Origin of the sequence: Streptomyces sp. NPDC020379 (genome assembly GCF_044387105.1) — a bacterium.
In the GTDB taxonomy this organism is placed as follows: domain Bacteria; phylum Actinomycetota; class Actinomycetes; order Streptomycetales; family Streptomycetaceae; genus Streptomyces.
Genome location: NZ_JBIRVR010000020.1, coordinates 17,772 through 34,328, shown reverse-complemented (window position 1 = coordinate 34,328; position 16,557 = coordinate 17,772). Strand labels below are relative to the sequence as shown.

Sequence of the window (16,557 nt, the reverse complement as noted above, 5' to 3'; positions counted from 1 at the left end):
GGGCCGGGTGGACCGGCCCGTACGGCACGCGTGAAGGACCCGCGGTGCGGCCTAGAGCTCGACCTCGCGCATCAGCATGCCGACCTCGGTGTTCGTCAGGCGGCGCAGCCAGCCCGACTTCTGGTCGCCCAGCGCGATCGGCCCGAAGGAGGTGCGGACCAGCTTCTCCACCGGGAAGCCCGCCTCGGCCAGCATCCGCCGGACGATGTGCTTGCGGCCCTCGTGGAGCGTGACCTCGACCAGGTAGTTCTTGCCGGTCTGCTGGATCACGCGGAAGTTGTCCGCGCGGGCCCAGCCGTCCTCGAGCTCGATGCCGCTCTTGAGCTGCTTGCCGATGTCGCGCGGCAGCGGGCCCGTGATGGCCGCGAGGTAGGTCTTCTGGACGCCGTAGCGGGGGTGCGTCAGGCGGTGGGCCAGCTCACCGTGGTTGGTGAGCAGGATGATGCCCTCGGTCTCCGTGTCGAGTCGGCCGACGTGGAAGAGCCGGGTCTCGCGGTTGGTGACGTAGTCGCCGAGGCACTGGCGGCCGTCGGGGTCCTCCATGGTGGAGACGACGCCGGCCGGCTTGTTGAGCGCGAAGAAGAGGTACGACTGGGTGGCGACGGTCAGGCCGTCCACCTTGATCTCGTCCTTCTCCGGGTCGACCCGCAGGCCCTGCTCGGTGACGATCCGGCCGTTGACCTCGACGCGGGCCTGCTCGACGAGCTCCTCGCACGCGCGGCGCGAGCCCATGCCGGCCCGGGCCAGCACCTTCTGGAGGCGCTCGCCTTCCTGCTCGGCGCCGGGGAAGGTCTTGGGGGTCTTCACCTGGGGCTTGCTGTGCCGCTCCCGGTTGCGCTCCTCGATCTTGGCGTCGAGCTCGCGCGGGCGGGCCGGGGCGTAGCCGTGGCCGCGGGCGGGCCCGCTGCTGCGCCCGCCGGAACCGGCCGTGGAGCTCTTGCGCGGGCCGCCCTTGGCGCCACCGCGGGCGGACGCGCCGCGGCCGCTGGTGGGACCGCTGGCGCGGCCGCTGTTGGCACCGCCGCGGGTGCGCTCGGCGTCGGGGCCCACGTCGTAGCGGCGCTCCTCGGGGCGCGGCCGGCGCGGGCGCTCCTGCTGCCGGTCGTCACGACGGTCGTCGCGGCGGTCATCACGGCGGTCGTCCCGCCGGTCACCGGCGCGCCCGCCGTCGAACCGCCCACCGCCGGAGCGGCCACCCTCGGGGCGCCCGCCCGAGCGGCCGCCGTCGAAGCGACCGCCCTCGGAGCGCCCGCCACCCGAGCGCGCGCCGCCGGAGCGCCCGCCCCCGGACGACGGCCGGGGGGACCCTCCTCGGGCGCCCCGGTCGTCCCGGTTGCCGCTTCCGCTGTTCCTGCCGCTGCTTCGCATCAAAGTTCCGTCTTGTCGTCTGCGTCGGTGTCCGGTGCGTCCGGATCGAACGACGGCACACCTTCCTGAGTGTCGCCCTCGATCGCGTCCGCCTCGGGGAGGAAGGGCGCGAGCTCCGGGAGCTCGTCCAGGCCCCTCAGGCCCATTCGCTCCAGAAAGTAGTTCGTCGTCCTGTACAGGATCGCACCTGTTTCGGGTTCCGTCCCCGTCTCCTCCACCAGACCGCGCTGGAGGAGGGTGCGCATGACGCCGTCGCAGTTCACCCCGCGTACGGCGGAGACCCGCGAACGGCTGACCGGCTGACGGTACGCGACAACGGCCAGGGTCTCCAGCGCGGCCTGGGTCAGCCTTGCCTGACGGCCGTCCAGGACGAAGCTCTCGACGGCGTCGGCGTACGCGGCCCGGGTGGCGAAGCGCCAGCCCCCGGCGACGTTCCGCAGCTCGAAGCCGCGCCCTTGGACGGTGTATTCGTCGGCCAGTTCGCGCAGGGCGTCCGCCACCTCGCGGTGGCCGCGCTCCAGGACGCGGGCGAGGTAATCCTCGCCCACCGGCTCGTCGACGACCATGAGGACGGCTTCCAGGGCGGGCTTCAGCGGGAGCCCGGCCACGTCGGGCGGCCCGGCGGGGGCCACCTCCCCGACGGCGTTGTCGTGGGTCACGCTGTGGCCTCCCCAGCCTCGTCGGCCGTGCTCTCGCGGTCGAATTCGTCGGTCACCAGGGGCTCGTCCTCGCCCTCCGCGCCGGTCCAGAGGACCGTCAGCGCACCCAGGGCCTCGTCCTGGTCGAGGGCGACGGCGCGCTCGCGGTAGAGCTCCAGCAGGGCCAGGAAGCGGGCGACGACGGTCAGGGTGTCGGGGGCGTCCTCGGTGAGCTGTCCGAAGCTCGCCCGCCCCGCCGAGCGCAGCCGGGCGACCACGACGGCGGCCTGTTCCTGGACGCTGACCAGCGGCGCGTGGATGTGCTCGACGTAGACCTGGGGCGCGGCCCTGGGCCGCATCGCCTTGACCGCGAGCTCGGCCAGGCCCTGCGGACCGATGCCGAGGACGACCTCGGGCAGCAGCTCCGCGTGGTGCGGCTCCAGCCCGACCGTACGGGGGTGGCGGCGCTCCTCGGCCGCCAGCCGCTCGCCGAAGATGTCGGCGATCTTCTTGAAGGCGCGGTACTGCAGCAGCCGGGCGAAGAGCAGGTCCCTGGCCTCCAGGAGGGCGAGGTCGGCCTCGTCCTCGACCTCGGCGGCGGGCAGCAGCCGGGCCGTCTTGAGGTCGAGCAGCGTCGCGGCCACGACCAGGAACTCGGTGGTCTGGTCGAGGTCCCAGTCCGGGCCCATGGCCCGGATGTGCGCCATGAACTCGTCGGTGACCTTGGACAGGGCGACCTCGGTGACGTCCAGCTTGTGCTTGGAGATCAGCTGGAGCAGCAGGTCGAACGGCCCCTCGAAGTTGTCGAGCCGCACGGTGAACCGGCCGTCGCCCTGCTCCTCGGGGGCGGGCGCCGCGGCACCGCCGCCGTCCGCGGGCGGTCGCGCGCCGGGCCCGTGGCCGAGGGCTCGGCGGGCCTGGGGGACGGCGGGTGGGGCGGGCATGGGATTCGGTCGCTGTCCAGGGGTCGCGGGTGGTACGGGCCGGTCCGGGGGCAGCCCCACGGCTCGTACGCATCCGTACGGGCCTGTGGAGGCCGCTGCGGGCCGCCGGCGGCGGCACCGCACTCCGGACGGGCAGGCTATCGGCGAACGCGCTCAGCGGCCGCGCAGGCGGCGCACGAGGATGCTCGCGTCGCCCCGCGACTCCAGGTCGGCGAGGACGACGGCGACGGCCTCGCGGACGATCCTGCCGCGGTCGACGGCCAGGCCGTGCTCGCCGCGCAGCACCAGCCGGGCGTGTTCGAGGTCCATGAGCTCCTCGGCGGAGACATAGACGGTGATCTTCTCGTCGTGCCGCTCGCGGCCGCTGGGCCTGCGGTTGGCGGCCCGGCCGCGGCGGCGGCCCTGGGCCGGGGCGACGGGCTCGGCGCGGGTGCGGTCGGGGGCCTGCGCGGCGGCGCGGCGCTCGCCCGCGGCCTCCCGCTCCGTGCCGGCCGTGCCCCGCCCGCCGTGCTCGGCCCGGCCCTCGTCACCACCGCTCTCCGGGGCCTCGGGCTCGGCGGCCGGGCCGGGGACCCGGGGCGCCGCGTCGCCGCTCGCCTGCCGGCGGGGGGAGGACTGCAGCCCGGTCCCCCCGGTCGTGCGGAACAGTTCGTCGGCGCCGGGCAGACTCACTCGGCGTGACACCGGGCGAGCACCTCCCTGGCGAGCTGACGGTAGGCGGCGGCACCCACGGAGTTGGAGGCGTACGTGGTGATCGGCTCGCCCGCGACCGTGGTCTCGGGGAAGCGGACCGTCCGGCCGATGACCGTGTGGTAGACGTGGTCGTCGAACGCCTCGACCACGCGCGCGAGCACCTCGCGGCTGTGCACGGTCCGCGAGTCGTACATCGTGGCGAGGATGCCGTCCAGCTCCAGCTCGGGGTTGAGCCGCTCCTGGACCTTCTCGATCGTCTCGGTGAGCAGGGCCACACCGCGCAGCGCGAAGAACTCGCACTCCAGCGGCACGATCACCTTGTGAGCCGCCGTCAGCGCGTTGACGGTGAGCAGGCCGAGCGAGGGCTGGCAGTCGATGACGATGTAGTCGTAGTCGGCCAGCAGCGGCTTCAGGGCGCGCTGGAGCGTCGACTCGCGCGCGACCTCGCTGACGAGCTGGACCTCGGCCGCCGACAAGTCGATATTGCTGGGCAGCAGGTCCATGTTGGGCACGGCCGTCTTCAGGAGCACCTCGTCGGCCGACATGCCCCGCTCCATGAGCAGGTTGTAGACCGTCAGGTCGAGCTCCATCGGGTTGACGCCGAGGCCGACCGAGAGCGCGCCCTGCGGGTCGAAGTCGACGAGCAGCACCCGGCGTCCGTACTCCGCGAGTGCCGCGCCCAGGTTGATGGTCGAGGTGGTCTTGCCGACCCCGCCCTTCTGGTTGCACATCGCGATGATCTTCGCGGGGCCGTGGTCGGTCAGCGGACCGGGGATGGGGAAGTACGGCAGGGGACGCCCGGTGGGGCCGATGCGCTCGCGGCGCTGCCGGGCAGCGTCGGGCGCGAGGGTGGCCGCGTACTCGGGGTCGGGCTCGTACTCCGCGTCAGGGTCGTAGAAGTGCCCCTCGGGCACGTCCTCGTAGTCGGCGAGCCGGGCGGAATCCGCTCCGCCGCGGTCGCCGGCCATGGCGTTCACGTGATGGCCGTCCATGCTCTGGTGGGCTGTCGGTGTGCTCTGGATGTTCTGGTGTGCCGCGAAGGTGTGGACAGCGACGGAGCCGACAGCTTCGAGTCCCATGGGACTCTGGCCCTGCGCAGACATTCCTGGGTGACCACCCCCGGGAGCAAATGTCGACTCATTCACAAGTCGTCCTACCTCCTTGGTGACCAGGAAACATCTAGATAGGTCAGCGTTGCACCATGCCGACGGTTGGCGACTCTATGGCGTGTCGGCGGTCCGCAGCAACACAATCCGCCGGAGACGGCACGATGTGTCGGCAATCGAACACCCTTCTGTCAAGGGCGTGCGACCTATTGCCCGGAAGTTTCGCGGGCCCTCGAAACGGCCCCGAAACGCCCCGGCCGGGCCTTGTGGAGCAAGGCCCGGCCGGGTGCGCGTTCTTGGCGTGTCGTGTTGACGACTCAGCCGAGGAGGTCGCTCAGTTCGAGGTGCGGCAGCCCGTGCGCCTCGGCGACGGGGCCGTAAACGACCTGTCCCTCGTGGGTGTTGAGGCCCTTGGCGAGCGCGGCGTCGCGGCGCAGCGCCTCCTGCCAGCCGCGGTTGGCCAGCTCCACGATGTAGGGCAGCGTGGCGTTGGTCAGCGCGTAGGTGGAGGTGTTCGGGACCGCGCCGGGCATGTTCGCGACGCAGTAGAAGACCGACTCGTGGACCTCGAAGGTCGGCTCCGTGTGGGTGGTCGGCTTCGAGTCCTCGAAGCAGCCGCCCTGGTCGATCGCAATGTCGACAAGTACACTTCCGGGCTTCATCTTGGCGACGAGCTCGTTGGTGACCAGCTTCGGGGCCTTGGCGCCCGGGATGAGGACGGCGCCGATGACGAGGTCGGCCTCGACGACGGCCTTCTCCAGCTCGAAGGCGTTGGAGACGATCGTCTGCACCTTGGTGCCGAAGACCTTGTCGGCCTCGCGGAGCTTGTTGATGTCCTTGTCGAGCAGGGTGACGTGGAAGCCCATGCCGACGGCGATCTGCGCGGCGTTCCAGCCGGAGACGCCGCCGCCGATGACGACGGCCTTGCCCGCGGCGACACCCGGGACACCGCCCGGCAGCACGCCGCGGCCGCCGGCCGCGCGCATCAGGTGGTAGGCGCCGACCTGCGGGGCCAGCCGGCCCGCGACCTCGGACATCGGGGCGAGCAGCGGCAGGGCGCGGTTCGCGGTCTCGACCGTCTCGTACGCGATGGCGGTGGTGCCGGACTGGAGCAGCGCGTCGGTGCACTCGCGGGAGGCCGCGAGGTGCAGGTAGGTGAAGAGCGTCTGCCCCTTGCGGAGGCGGTGGTACTCCTCGGCGATCGGCTCCTTGACCTTCAGCAGGAGGTCGGCGGTCTCCCAGACCTCGTCGGCGGTCTCCAGGATGTTCGCGCCCGCGGCCGTGTACTCGGCGTCCGTGATGGAGGAGCCGACACCGGCACCCTGCTCCACGTAGACCTGGTGGCCGTTGCGCACGAGCTCATGCACGCCGGCGGGCGTGATGGCCACGCGGAACTCGTTGTTCTTGACCTCGCGGGGGATGCCGACCTTCACGTCGATCACGGTCCTTGAATCAGAGAATGACAGGCTATTCCGGAAATGCCGGGGCACACCAGAGCAGACCGCGGCGCTCGCGGCTCAACCAGTCTAATGAAGGATCTCGCGCTGTCTAGCCTTGCAAAGCGCCAATCTTCTGGCGATCAACTACTGATTTCGTAGGTAACCCTCGGTTGATGGGGGCTCGCACCGAGCAGCCGGGGCGGCGCGGTTCACGGTGGGGCCCACAGCGGGGTCCGCGGTGGGTTTCACGGCGGGGTCCGCGACGGGATCCACCGCCGGGTCCGCGGTGGGACCCGCCGCACCGGCCGGGCGCGCGGGAGGAGATCCGGCGGCCGATATCGCGCCGCCACCGGCCTCCGGCACCGCGCCCGCCGCCAGCAGCCGCCCGGCCTCCTCGCGGTGCGCCCCGGCGGCGGCGGGGTCGCCGAGCCGCTCCAGGGTGTCCGCCAGCCGCAGCCGTACCGCCGCCTGGAGCCGTACGTCGCCCGCCTGCCGCGCGCACTCCACCGCCTCCCGGCACGTGCGCAGCGCGTCCTGCGGGCGGCCCGCGTACTCCTGCACCCGGGCGACCTCGGTCAGCGCCCGGGCGTGCCCCGGCAGATCGCGCAGCCTGCGGTGGGCGGCCGCCGCCGCGCGCCAGTCGCGCAGCGCCTCGCCCCACTGGCCCGCGTAGGTGTGGACGGCGCCCAGCCGCCCGTACAGCCGTGCCTCGTCGGCGAGTTCACCGCGCGTCAGCCGCAGCTCCAGCGCCCTGCGGTACCAGTCGGCGGCCCGCTGCCAGTCGCCCAGCTCCTGCTGCGCGGCGGCGATCGACTCCAGCGACCGGCTGATGGCGTACGGGTCGGAGGCGTCGCGCGCCGCGTCCAGCGCCTCGCGGTAGCGGCCCAGCGCGGTGCGGGTGCGCCCGGCGCGGGCGTCGAGGTCACCGAGGTTCAGCAGGGCCGCAGCCTTCTCCAGCGGCATCTCGCAGCGCTGCGCCACGTCCAGCACGAGCTGGTGCAGCCCATAGAGCTCCGGGCCCGCCTCCTCGGCCCCCAGATGGGCCGTCAGCGCCCGGGTCAGCGCGGAGACCAGCCGCCGCGCGAGTGTGTCCAGGCGGCCGTCCTCGACGGCCAGCCGCGCCGCCGCGAGCAGCGCGGGCAGCCGTCCCCGCAGCCACTCCTCGGCGGCCCGCGGCGAGGGGAAGCGCAGCGGCCGCGGCAGTTCGGCGAGCCGCTTGCGGGTCAGCGGGTCGCAGGTCTCGGTGGTCGCCCGGCACGAGTGCAGCTGACGCACCGTCCGCTCCAGCATCCGGGCCCGCGCCAACTCGACCTCCGCGGGCCGCTCCTGGGTCTCCAGCAGCGACCGCAGCATCGGCGCCAGGCAGCCGGGCACCCAGTACTGCGCCGGCACATGGCCCACCGCGGGCTCGGGGCGCAGCATGCCCCGGGCGGCGAAGTCCTCCAGCGCGGTCTGCGCGGCGGCCACCGAACAGCCCGCCAGCGCGGAGGTGGTGTGCGCGTCGGCCGGACCGGCCGGGGCCAGCGCCAGCAGCCGCAGCATCCGGGCGGCGGGCGGCGGCAGCGCCTCGTGGGCGAGCCAGAAGGCGCGCGCCACCGTGCGGCCCGCGCTGTCGTAGCCCTCGGCGGGCGGCAGCTCGCGCAGCCGGGTGGCGACGTCGGCGACGGAGACCTTGGAGTCGGCCGCCAGCCAGCCGCCGATCAGGACGAGCGCCGCGGGCTGGCCTCCGCACTCCTCCACGACGGCGCTCGCGGCCACCGGGTCGCAGGTGATCCGGGTCGGCCCGGCGTACCGTTCCAGCAGCTCTATGGCCGCCGCCTTCTCCAGGCCGCCCAGGGTGCACGGCCGCACGTCGGGCACGCCGGTCAGCGGGCCCCGGGAGACGGCCACGACCAGGCAGTCCGACGCGTCCGGCAGCAGCGGGTCCACCTGCTCGGCGCCCGCCGCGTCGTCGAGGAGCAGCAGCGCCTTGCGTCCGTTGAGCGCGGTGCGCAGCGCCTCCGTGAGCTCGTCCTCCTCCGCCCCGGCGGGCACGGGCGCGCCGACGGCGGTGAGCAGGGCGCGGGCGGTGCGCTCGGTGGGTACGGGCTCGCCGTCGGCGCCCGTGAGGCGGGCGCGCAGCACACCGTCGGGGTAGTCGCCGGCCAGCCTGCGGGCGAGCTCCTCGGCGAGCGCCGTACGGCCGGAGCCGGGGCGCCCGGCGATCAGGAGGACCCGGCTGCGGGGCGACTTGCGGCCCGCGAGGGTGTCGAGTCCGGTGCGGTCGATGTCGGCCCGCAGCTCCTCCAGCTCACGGCGGCGCCCGACGAACACCGGTCGCTGAGGCTGCGTCACGGGGCCCACTCTCTTCCCTGCACGCCCTGAGCCTAGTTCACGCTCCGGTGGGGTCCCGGACACGCGACGCCCGCTCCATGAAGATCACCTATTCGGTTCTCCGGACGGTCGGAGGAAAATTCCGGGCGGGCCCCGGCGGCGCCGCTACGCCTCGAAGGGCCGGGCCGGCCACGGGGCGTCCGCCGGGCGCAGCGCGGCCAGGCCCGCCTCGCCGTCGCGGAGCACCGCCGTCAGCGCCAGCACGCCCACCACCAGGCAGTTGTTGTGCAGCTCCCCCGCGAGTACGCCCCGCACCAGCTCCTGAAGCGGCACGCGGGCGAACTCCATGTCGGCCTCCTCCTCGGAGACCTCGAAGCGCTCGCCCTCCGCCTCGGAGAGGCCGCGGGCCAGGAAGACGCGGACGGCCTCGTCGCAGCCGCCGGGCGTGGTGTAGACGTCGGTGAGGACCCGCCAGTCCTCGGCCTTGACGTGCGCCTCCTCGAACAGCTCGCGCTGGGCGGCGTGCAGCGGGTTCTCGCCGGGGATGTCGAGCAGCCCGGCGGGGATCTCCCACAGCCTCTGGCGCACGGGGTGGCGGTACTGCTTGAGGATGAGCACCCGGCCCTGCTCGTCGAGGGCGAGGACGGCGACCGAGCCGGGGTGCACCTGGTAGTCACGGGTGACGGCGGAGCCGTCGGGCATGACGACCCGGTCGGTGCGCACACTGGTCTTGTTGCCGGTGAACGGGGTCGCGGTCTCGGTGACCTGCCACTCCTCGGCGGTGTCCTTGATGCCCATCTGCGTCCTCCCAAAAAACGAAAAACCGGGGTGGGGGCCCGGAAGGCCCCCACCCCGGCAACCGTATAGGTCAGCCCTGCTGGCGCTCGACGGCCGCCTTCACCAGGCCCGCGAAGAGCGGGTGCGGGCGGGTCGGGCGGGAGCGCAGCTCCGGGTGCGCCTGGGTGGCGACCAGGTAGGGGTGCGTCTCGCGCGGGTACTCGACGTACTCGACGAGCTTGTTGTCGGGGGACGTGCCCGAGAAGACCAGGCCGGCCTTCTCCAGCTCCGCGCGGTAGGAGTTGTTGACCTCGTAGCGGTGGCGGTGGCGCTCCTCGACGTAGGGCTCGTCCGCGTAGACCTCGCGGACGATGGAGCCCTCGGCGAGCTTCGCCGGGTACATGCCCAGTCGCATGGTGCCGCCCATGTCGCCCTCACCGGCGACGATGTCCAGCTGCTCGGCCATGGTGGAGATCACCGGGTTGGCGGTGGCCGGGTCGAACTCGGTGGAGTTGGCGCCCTCGATGCCGGCGAGGTTGCGCGCGGCCTCGATGACCACGCACTGCAGGCCCAGGCACAGGCCCAGCAGCGGGACCTTGTTCTCGCGGGCGTAGGTGATCGCGCCGACCTTGCCGTTCACACCGCGGTCGCCGAAGCCGCCCGGGATGCAGATCGCGTCGACGTCGCCGAGCTGCTTCTGCGCGCCGGCCGGGGTCTTGCAGTCGTCGGAGGCGACCCACTTGACCTTGACCTTGGCACGGTTGGCGAAGCCGCCGGCGCGGATGGCCTCGGTGACCGAGAGGTAGGCGTCGGGCAGGTCGATGTACTTGCCGACGAGCGCGACGGTGACCTCGTGCGCGGGGTTGTGGACGCGGTCCAGCAGGTCCTCCCACTGGGTCCAGTTCACATCGCGGAACGGCAGGTCCAGCTTGCGGACGACATAGGCGTCCAGGCCCTCGGTGTGCAGCACCTTGGGGATGTCGTAGATCGACGGGGCGTCGATCGCGGCGACCACGGCGGCCTCGTCGACGTCGCACATCAGCGAGATCTTGCGCTTGATGGCGGTCGGGACCTCGCGGTCGGCGCGCAGCACGATGGCGTCGGGCTGGATGCCGATGTTGCGCAGGGCGGCGACGGAGTGCTGGGTCGGCTTGGTCTTCAGCTCGCCGGAGGGGCCGATGTAGGGCAGCAGCGAGATGTGCACGACGAAGACGTTGTCACGGCCGACCTCGTGGCGGACCTGACGGACCGTCTCCAGGAACGGCAGCGACTCGATGTCGCCGACGGTGCCGCCGACCTCGGTGATGACGACGTCGACGTCGTCGGTCGCCATGCGCCGGATGCGGTGCTTGATCTCATTGGTGATGTGCGGGATGACCTGCACGGTGTCGCCCAGGTACTCGCCGCGCCGCTCCTTGGCGATCACGGTGGAGTAGACCTGGCCGGTGGTGACGTTGGCGGACCCGTCGAGGTCCACGTCGAGGAAGCGCTCGTAGTGGCCGATGTCCAGGTCGGTCTCGGCGCCGTCGTTGGTGACGAAGACCTCGCCGTGCTGGAACGGGTTCATCGTGCCCGGGTCGACGTTCAGGTACGGGTCGAGCTTCTGCATCGTGACCCGCAGCCCCCGCGCCTTGAGCAGCGCGCCCAGGCTGGAGGCGGTCAGGCCCTTGCCGAGCGAGGAGGCGACACCCCCCGTGACGAAGAGGTGCTTGGTCGTCGTGGGCTTTGCGGCAATGGCCAAAGGGGGGCTCCCGTGGTCGCGAGGTGAGGTGCGTATCGGCGACCACCCGGTCTCTTCGGGGGTGCCGTCGCTGCGGTTGGGGGGTCTTGCGCCCACCGGTCCACGGGGTACCAGGGTATCAGCGCCCCGGCCCGTACGCGTCCGGTGACGCGTGGGCCCCCTCCGCCGGGGCGCTCCCGCGGCCCTCCCGAGGTGCTCGCGGACCCGCTCTCCGGCCCCGTCCCGCACCGTTGTCCCAGGCCACCCGTTCGGCTCAGATTCGTTCCCCGACCGTCGCGCGTCACACCAACTCCGCGTCGTATCCTGCACGGACACATGCAGCGAGCCGGCCGGCACGGCACCACCCACGCCTTTCTCCGGAACAAGAGCTCGTCTAAAGATCGCTTGACCGCAAGAGGGCCCCGCGGGGTCCCGTGGCCGTTCGACTGGAGATGACGTGGCCGGGCGTATCGAGGATTACGCACTCATCGGTGACATGCAGACCGCCGCCCTGGTCTGCCGGGACGGCACGGCCGACTGGCTGTGCCTCCCGCGCTTCGACTCGCATGCCGCGTTCGCCGGCCTGCTCGGCACGGAGGAACACGGCTTCTGGCGGGTCGGCCCCGCGCACCCCTCGGGGGCCGCGCCACCGCGGGCCGACCGCCGCCGGTACCGGGGGGACTCCCTCGTGCTCGAATCCGAGTGGGACACCCCGCGCGGCACCGTGCGAGTGATCGACTTCATGCCCCCGCGCGACGGGGCGCCCCAGCTGATCAGGATCGTGGAGGGCGTCAGCGGCCGGGTGCCGATGCGCTCGGCGCTGCGGATGCGCTTCTCCTACGGCCGCGTCGTGCCGTGGGTGCACAAGGTCGGCGACCGCTCGGTGGCCGTGGCCGGGCCCGACTCGGTGTGGCTGGACACCACCGCCGACACCTTCGGCAAGGACCTGACGACCTACTCCGACTTCACCGTCGCCCCCGGCGAGCGCGTCGCGCTGACCATCAGCTGGCAGCCCTCCCACCACGAGGCCCCGGCGCTGCCCGACCCGGAGGGGTCGCTGGTGGCCACGGAGGAGTTCTGGCGGGAGTGGGTCGAGCACTGCACGTACCACGGCCCCTACCGGGACGCCGTCGTCCGCTCGCTGATCACGCTCAAGGCCCTCACATACGCCCCGACCGGCGGCATCGTCGCCGCGCCGACCACCTCCCTGCCCGAGGACATCGGCGGCTCCCGGAACTGGGACTACCGCTTCACCTGGCTGCGGGACGCGGCGATCACCCTCTCCTCGCTGCTGCGCACCGGCTACCGCGAGGAGGCCCGCGCCTGGCGCGAGTGGCTGCTGCGCGCGGTCGCGGGCGACCCCGAGAACCTCCAGATCATGTACGGCATCGCGGGCGAACGAGAGCTCGGCGAGGCGGAGCTGCCCTGGCTGCCCGGCTATGAGAACTCCCGGCCCGTCCGCATCGGCAACGGCGCCGCCGGCCAGCTCCAGCTCGACGTCTACGGCGAGGTCACCGAGGCGCTGCACCTCGCCCATATGACCGGCCTCGCCCGCAACGACTACGCGAGCCTGCTCCAGCTGCGGCTGATCGGCTATCTGGAGGACCACTGGAACGAGCCCGACGAGGGCATCTGGGAGGTCCGCGGCCCGCGCCGGCACTTCGTCCACTCCAAGGTCATGGCCTGGGTCGCGGTGGACCGCACCATCAAGCTCATCGAGGCCGGCGACGTCGACGGGCCCCTGGAGCGCTGGCGCGAGCTGCGCGAGGACATCCACCGCGACGTGTGCGAGAAGGGCTACGACAAGGAACGCAACACCTTCACCCAGTCCTACGGGTCGAAGGAGCTGGACGCCTCCCTGCTGCTGATCCCGCAGATGGGCTTCCTGCCGCCCGACGACAAGCGCGTCATCGGCACCATCGAGGCGATCCAGCGGGAGCTGTCGACCCCGGACGGCTTCGTCCTGCGCTATCCCACGGTGGGCGACGAGTGCGGCGTGGACGGTCTGGAGGGCGACGAAGGGGCCTTCCTGGCCTGCTCGTTCTGGCTCGCCGACGACCTCGCCATGATCGGCCGGGTCGACGAGGCGCGGCAGCTGTTCGAGAAGCTGCTCGCGCTCCGCAACGACCTCGGACTCCTCGCGGAGGAGTGGGACCCCCGCCTCCAGCGCCAGGTGGGCAACTTCCCGCAGGCGTTCAGCCACGTCCCGCTGATCGACACGGCGCTGCGGCTCACGGCGTCGAGCGCGTTCGGCGGCTGAGACTCCGGAGACATCTCGCCGTACGGGCCCGGGGCACACGCCTTCGGGCCCGTACGGGCGGGCTATCTCCCGCGCAGCCCGAAATACAGCGCGCAGCAGCCGGCCGGCGCCACGAGGAGCGCCGCCGCGGCGTTCAGGCCGCCGTAGCCCACGGCGGCGACCAGCCCGCCGGAGAGCGCCCCGCCCGCCGCGCCGACGAGGTTCATCAGGGTGTCGGAGAGCCCCTGGACCTCCGCCCGGTGCCCGGCGTCCACGGACTCGCTGAGCAGAGTGGACCCGGCGACGGTCGCGCACGACCAGCCGATGCCGAGGAGCAGCAGCCCGGCGGTGACCGCCCAGCGGCGGCTTCCCGCGGTGCCCGCGAGCAGCGTCGCGGCGACGAAGACCACCTGCCCGAGCAGGATCACCGGCACCCGGCCGACGCGGTCGGTGAGCCGCCCCACCAGTGGCGACAGGCCGTACATCCCGGCGATGTGCAGGCTGACGGTGAGGCCCACGAGGCTCAACGAGGCGCCGTGGTGGGCGAGATGAATGGGCGTCATCGTCATCACCGACACCATCACGGCATGCCCGAGGACCAGCGCGGTCAGCCCGGTCAGCGCCGAGGGTGAAGCCGAGACATGACGCAGGGCTCCGCTCATTCGGGTACGGAAACGGGCCCGGCCGGTGACGTCCCCGGCGGCTCTCGCGGCGTCCTGGACGGCCAGCAGAAGGGGGTCCGGACGCAGCCGTACGAGGACGATCGCGGCTCCCGCGCAGAAGGCCACGAGGGAGAAGACGAAGGTGCCCGCGGTCTCCGGCACCCCCAGCGCGCGGCCGAGCACGGCGCCGGGGCCGCTGAGGTTGGGGCCGAGGACGCTGCCCACGGTGGTGGACCAGACGACGAGCGAGAGCTCGCGGGCGCGGGTGCGGGGTGGGGCGAGGTCGGTGGCCGCGTAGCGGGACTGGAGGTTGGCCGCCGTGCCCGCGCCGATGAGCAGCATCCCGAGCAGCACCAGGGGCGGCAGGTCCGCGCCCGCCGCCAGCAGCACCGTCAGTGCCCCGGCGGCCGCGACCAGCCAGCCGGTGCCCAGCCCGGCGCGGCGGCCGCGGGCCCGGGAGAGCGTGGCGAGGGGGACGGACAGCAGGGCGGCGCCCAGGGTCGTGAGCGTGGTGCCGAGGCCCGCGACGGCCTCGGAGCCGGTGAGGTGCTCGATCAGGATTCCCCCGGAGGAGATCATCGAGCCCATCCCGATCCCGGCGGCCACCTGTGCCGACATCAGGACCCTGACGGTGTGCCGCTGGACGGCGGCGCGGTCGGCCGCCGGGGATATGCCGGGTATGTCGGCGGAGTCCGGGGCCGACTCGGGGACTGCGGTCATGCGCGACAGCGTAGGGGCGGCCCGCCCGCCCCGGCACCGGCCCGGACCGGGTCCGGCCGGTCCGGCGGCGGTGGTCCGCGCCGGGGTGGGCCGAGTAGCGTTCCCGGTCATGGAACCGCAAGGCCCGCAAGGGACGATCACCGTGGCGCGGGCGCTCGACCTGCCCGCCCTGCGCAAGGGCCTGCCCGAGGTGCTGGCCGCGGGCGACCGGCTCGACCGCCCGGTGCGCTGGGTGCACGCGGGCGAGGCACCGCACATCGCCACCCTCCTCAAGGGCGGCGAGCTGCTGCTGACCACCGGGCTGGGGCTGGGCAGCCGCCCGGCCGAGCAGCGCGGCTTCGTCCGGGGCCTGGCCGAGCGGGGCATCGCGGCGCTGGTGGTGGAGCTGGGCGCCCGGTTCGCGACGCTGCCCGCGACGGTCGTGGACACGGCCCGCTCGCTGGGCCTGCCGCTGGTCCAGCTGCACCGTGAGGTGCCGTTCGTCGCGGTGACCGAGGAGATCCACACCGAGCTGGTCAACGAGCACTACGCCCTGCTGCGGCGCGCCGAGGAGGTCCACCGGCGGTGCACGGAGGTGCTGCTGGGCGGTGGCGGGGTGCCCGAGGTGCTGCGGCTGTTCGCGGGCTTCACCGGCAATCCCGTCTTCCTCCAGACGCCGGACGGGCGGCTGCTCTACGCGGCGGGGCCCGCGGGCCGGACGGGCGCCGATCCGCTCCAGGTGTGGGAAGGGCTGCGTGACGCGGGGCTCGCGGGCGCGCTGACCACCGACATTCCCGGCCAGGGCCCGGGGCCCGGCGCGGTCCGGGCCCGGCTGACCGTGCTGCCGGTGAACGCGCCGCTGGCGCCCGTGCACCGGATCGCCGCCGACCGTACGGCGGGGCTGCTGGCCGTCGTCCTCCTCCAGGCCCGGCAGGAGGAGGAGCTCGCGGCGCGCGGCCGGGGCGACTTCCTCTCCGGCCTCGCGGACGGCCGCGTCGATGCGGCCGACGCTCCCGCCCAGGCCCGCGTGCTCGGCTTCCGGCCGGGGCCCGGCCCGCTGCTGCCGATGGTGCTGCGGCTGTCCACCGATCTCGTACCGCCCGACAGCTGGGCCGCGCTGGTGTGCGCGGTGCAGGAGGAGCTGGCCGCGGTGGGGGCGCCGGTGCTGCTGGGCGTACGGCTGCCGGAGGGCCGGATACCGCTGCTGGTGGGGCTGCGGGACGAGGCGGAGCGCCCCGGCGTCGCGGACCGGGTGGCCGGGGCGCTGCGGGCCGGGGCCGAGCGGTCGGGGCAGCGTCACCCCGTGGTGGTGACGGGCGCGCCCACGGGGTGGGACACGGTGGGGCCGGGCCTGCGCCACGCCGCGGAGGCGGCGACGGCGGCCCGTGGTCTGCCGGACCGGCTCTGGCACGACGTCCGGCAGCTGGACGTGGACGTGCTGCTGTGGCGGCTGCGCTCGCAGGGCGATCTGGCGGCGTTCGTGGACCGGGTGATCGGGCCGCTCATCACCCACGACCGCGCGTCCCGCCAGGCACTGCTGCCGACGCTGGAGACGTATCTGGCCCACGCCGGACGCAAGGCGGAGACGGCACGCGAGCTCCACCTCAACCGCCAGACGCTCTACGACCGCCTGGCACGCATAGGCCGCCTCCTGGGCACGGACCTGGAGGACCCGCACACGGCGCTCTCCCTGAACCTGGCGCTGCGGGCACGACGGCACGTGGCGTAGCCCGGCCCGGAGGCGACCGCGCGGGTCGGCGAGGCCACGAACTCGGCTCGCGGCCGGTCGAGTCGGGGTACGGGCGCAAGGGCACGCGGCCCGCCCCTGGCGCCCGGCTGTCGCCGTATCCCCTGGGTCGCGGGCACAAGGACACTTGGCGCGGCCCGGCTCCGGACCCGGCTTATGGCGTTCAGCGACGCCGCGAGCCCGGCTTCCCGCCCGGCGCGGCAGGCACAGGG

At 73.4% G+C, this 16,557-nt stretch carries 12 protein-coding genes; 2 read left to right on the top strand and 10 right to left on the bottom strand.

The window, feature by feature from the left end; genetic code table 11:
• Positions 1–51 precede the first annotated feature (51 nt).
• From ACH427_RS24045 to ACH427_RS24005, 9 genes are all read right to left on the bottom strand, one after another.
• On the bottom strand, positions 52–1,368 hold the full coding sequence (locus ACH427_RS24045) for a pseudouridine synthase (RefSeq protein ID WP_398872350.1): 1,317 nt from the start codon (positions 1,366–1,368) through the stop codon (positions 52–54).
• On the bottom strand, positions 1,368–2,027 hold the full coding sequence (scpB, locus tag ACH427_RS24040) for an SMC-Scp complex subunit ScpB (protein ID WP_398872348.1): 660 nt from the start codon (positions 2,025–2,027) through the stop codon (positions 1,368–1,370). The genes ACH427_RS24045 and scpB overlap by 1 nt, the downstream gene beginning before the upstream one ends.
• Entirely contained in the window at positions 2,024–2,950 is a 927-nt protein-coding gene (locus tag ACH427_RS24035) for a segregation and condensation protein A (RefSeq protein ID WP_398872346.1), read from the bottom strand. Before ACH427_RS24035 ends, scpB begins: the two co-directional genes overlap by 4 nt.
• 153 nt (positions 2,951–3,103) lie before the next feature.
• A complete protein-coding gene (locus tag ACH427_RS24030; RefSeq protein ID WP_398872344.1) occupies positions 3,104–3,634 on the bottom strand; it encodes a hypothetical protein in 531 nt (176 codons plus the stop codon).
• On the bottom strand, positions 3,619–4,746 hold the full coding sequence (locus ACH427_RS24025; RefSeq protein ID WP_398872342.1) for a ParA family protein: 1,128 nt from the start codon (positions 4,744–4,746) through the stop codon (positions 3,619–3,621). The genes ACH427_RS24030 and ACH427_RS24025 overlap by 16 nt, the downstream gene beginning before the upstream one ends.
• A gap of 320 nt (positions 4,747–5,066) precedes the next feature.
• Entirely contained in the window at positions 5,067–6,182 is a 1,116-nt protein-coding gene (gene ald, locus ACH427_RS24020; protein ID WP_398872521.1) for an alanine dehydrogenase, read from the bottom strand.
• A 150-nt stretch (positions 6,183–6,332) separates the two neighbouring features.
• On the bottom strand, positions 6,333–8,531 hold the full coding sequence (locus ACH427_RS24015; RefSeq protein WP_398872340.1) for a tetratricopeptide repeat protein: 2,199 nt from the start codon (positions 8,529–8,531) through the stop codon (positions 6,333–6,335).
• A gap of 135 nt (positions 8,532–8,666) precedes the next feature.
• Positions 8,667–9,299 (bottom strand): NUDIX domain-containing protein, encoded by a 633-nt coding sequence (locus ACH427_RS24010; RefSeq protein ID WP_398872338.1) that lies wholly within the window; start codon positions 9,297–9,299, stop codon positions 8,667–8,669.
• A 70-nt stretch (positions 9,300–9,369) separates the two neighbouring features.
• Complete coding sequence (locus ACH427_RS24005; RefSeq protein WP_398872336.1) at positions 9,370–11,019, bottom strand: CTP synthase; 1,650 nt, start codon at positions 11,017–11,019, stop codon at positions 9,370–9,372.
• A gap of 436 nt (positions 11,020–11,455) precedes the next feature.
• Here ACH427_RS24005 and ACH427_RS24000 point away from each other — a divergent pair, with 436 nt between their 5' ends.
• A complete protein-coding gene (locus ACH427_RS24000) occupies positions 11,456–13,258 on the top strand; it encodes a glycoside hydrolase family 15 protein (RefSeq protein WP_398872334.1) in 1,803 nt (600 codons plus the stop codon).
• 62 nt (positions 13,259–13,320) lie between these two features.
• Here the strand turns inward: ACH427_RS24000 and ACH427_RS23995 are convergent, their stop codons facing one another.
• Positions 13,321–14,619: an MFS transporter gene (locus tag ACH427_RS23995; protein WP_398872332.1), complete on the bottom strand. Its 1,299-nt coding sequence runs from the start codon at positions 14,617–14,619 to the stop codon at positions 13,321–13,323.
• Between the two features lie 109 nt (positions 14,620–14,728).
• On the opposite strand from ACH427_RS23995, the gene ACH427_RS23990 reads away from it, so the two are divergent.
• Positions 14,729–16,327 (top strand): PucR family transcriptional regulator, encoded by a 1,599-nt coding sequence (locus ACH427_RS23990; protein ID WP_398872330.1) that lies wholly within the window; start codon positions 14,729–14,731, stop codon positions 16,325–16,327.
• Positions 16,328–16,557 lie beyond the last annotated feature (230 nt).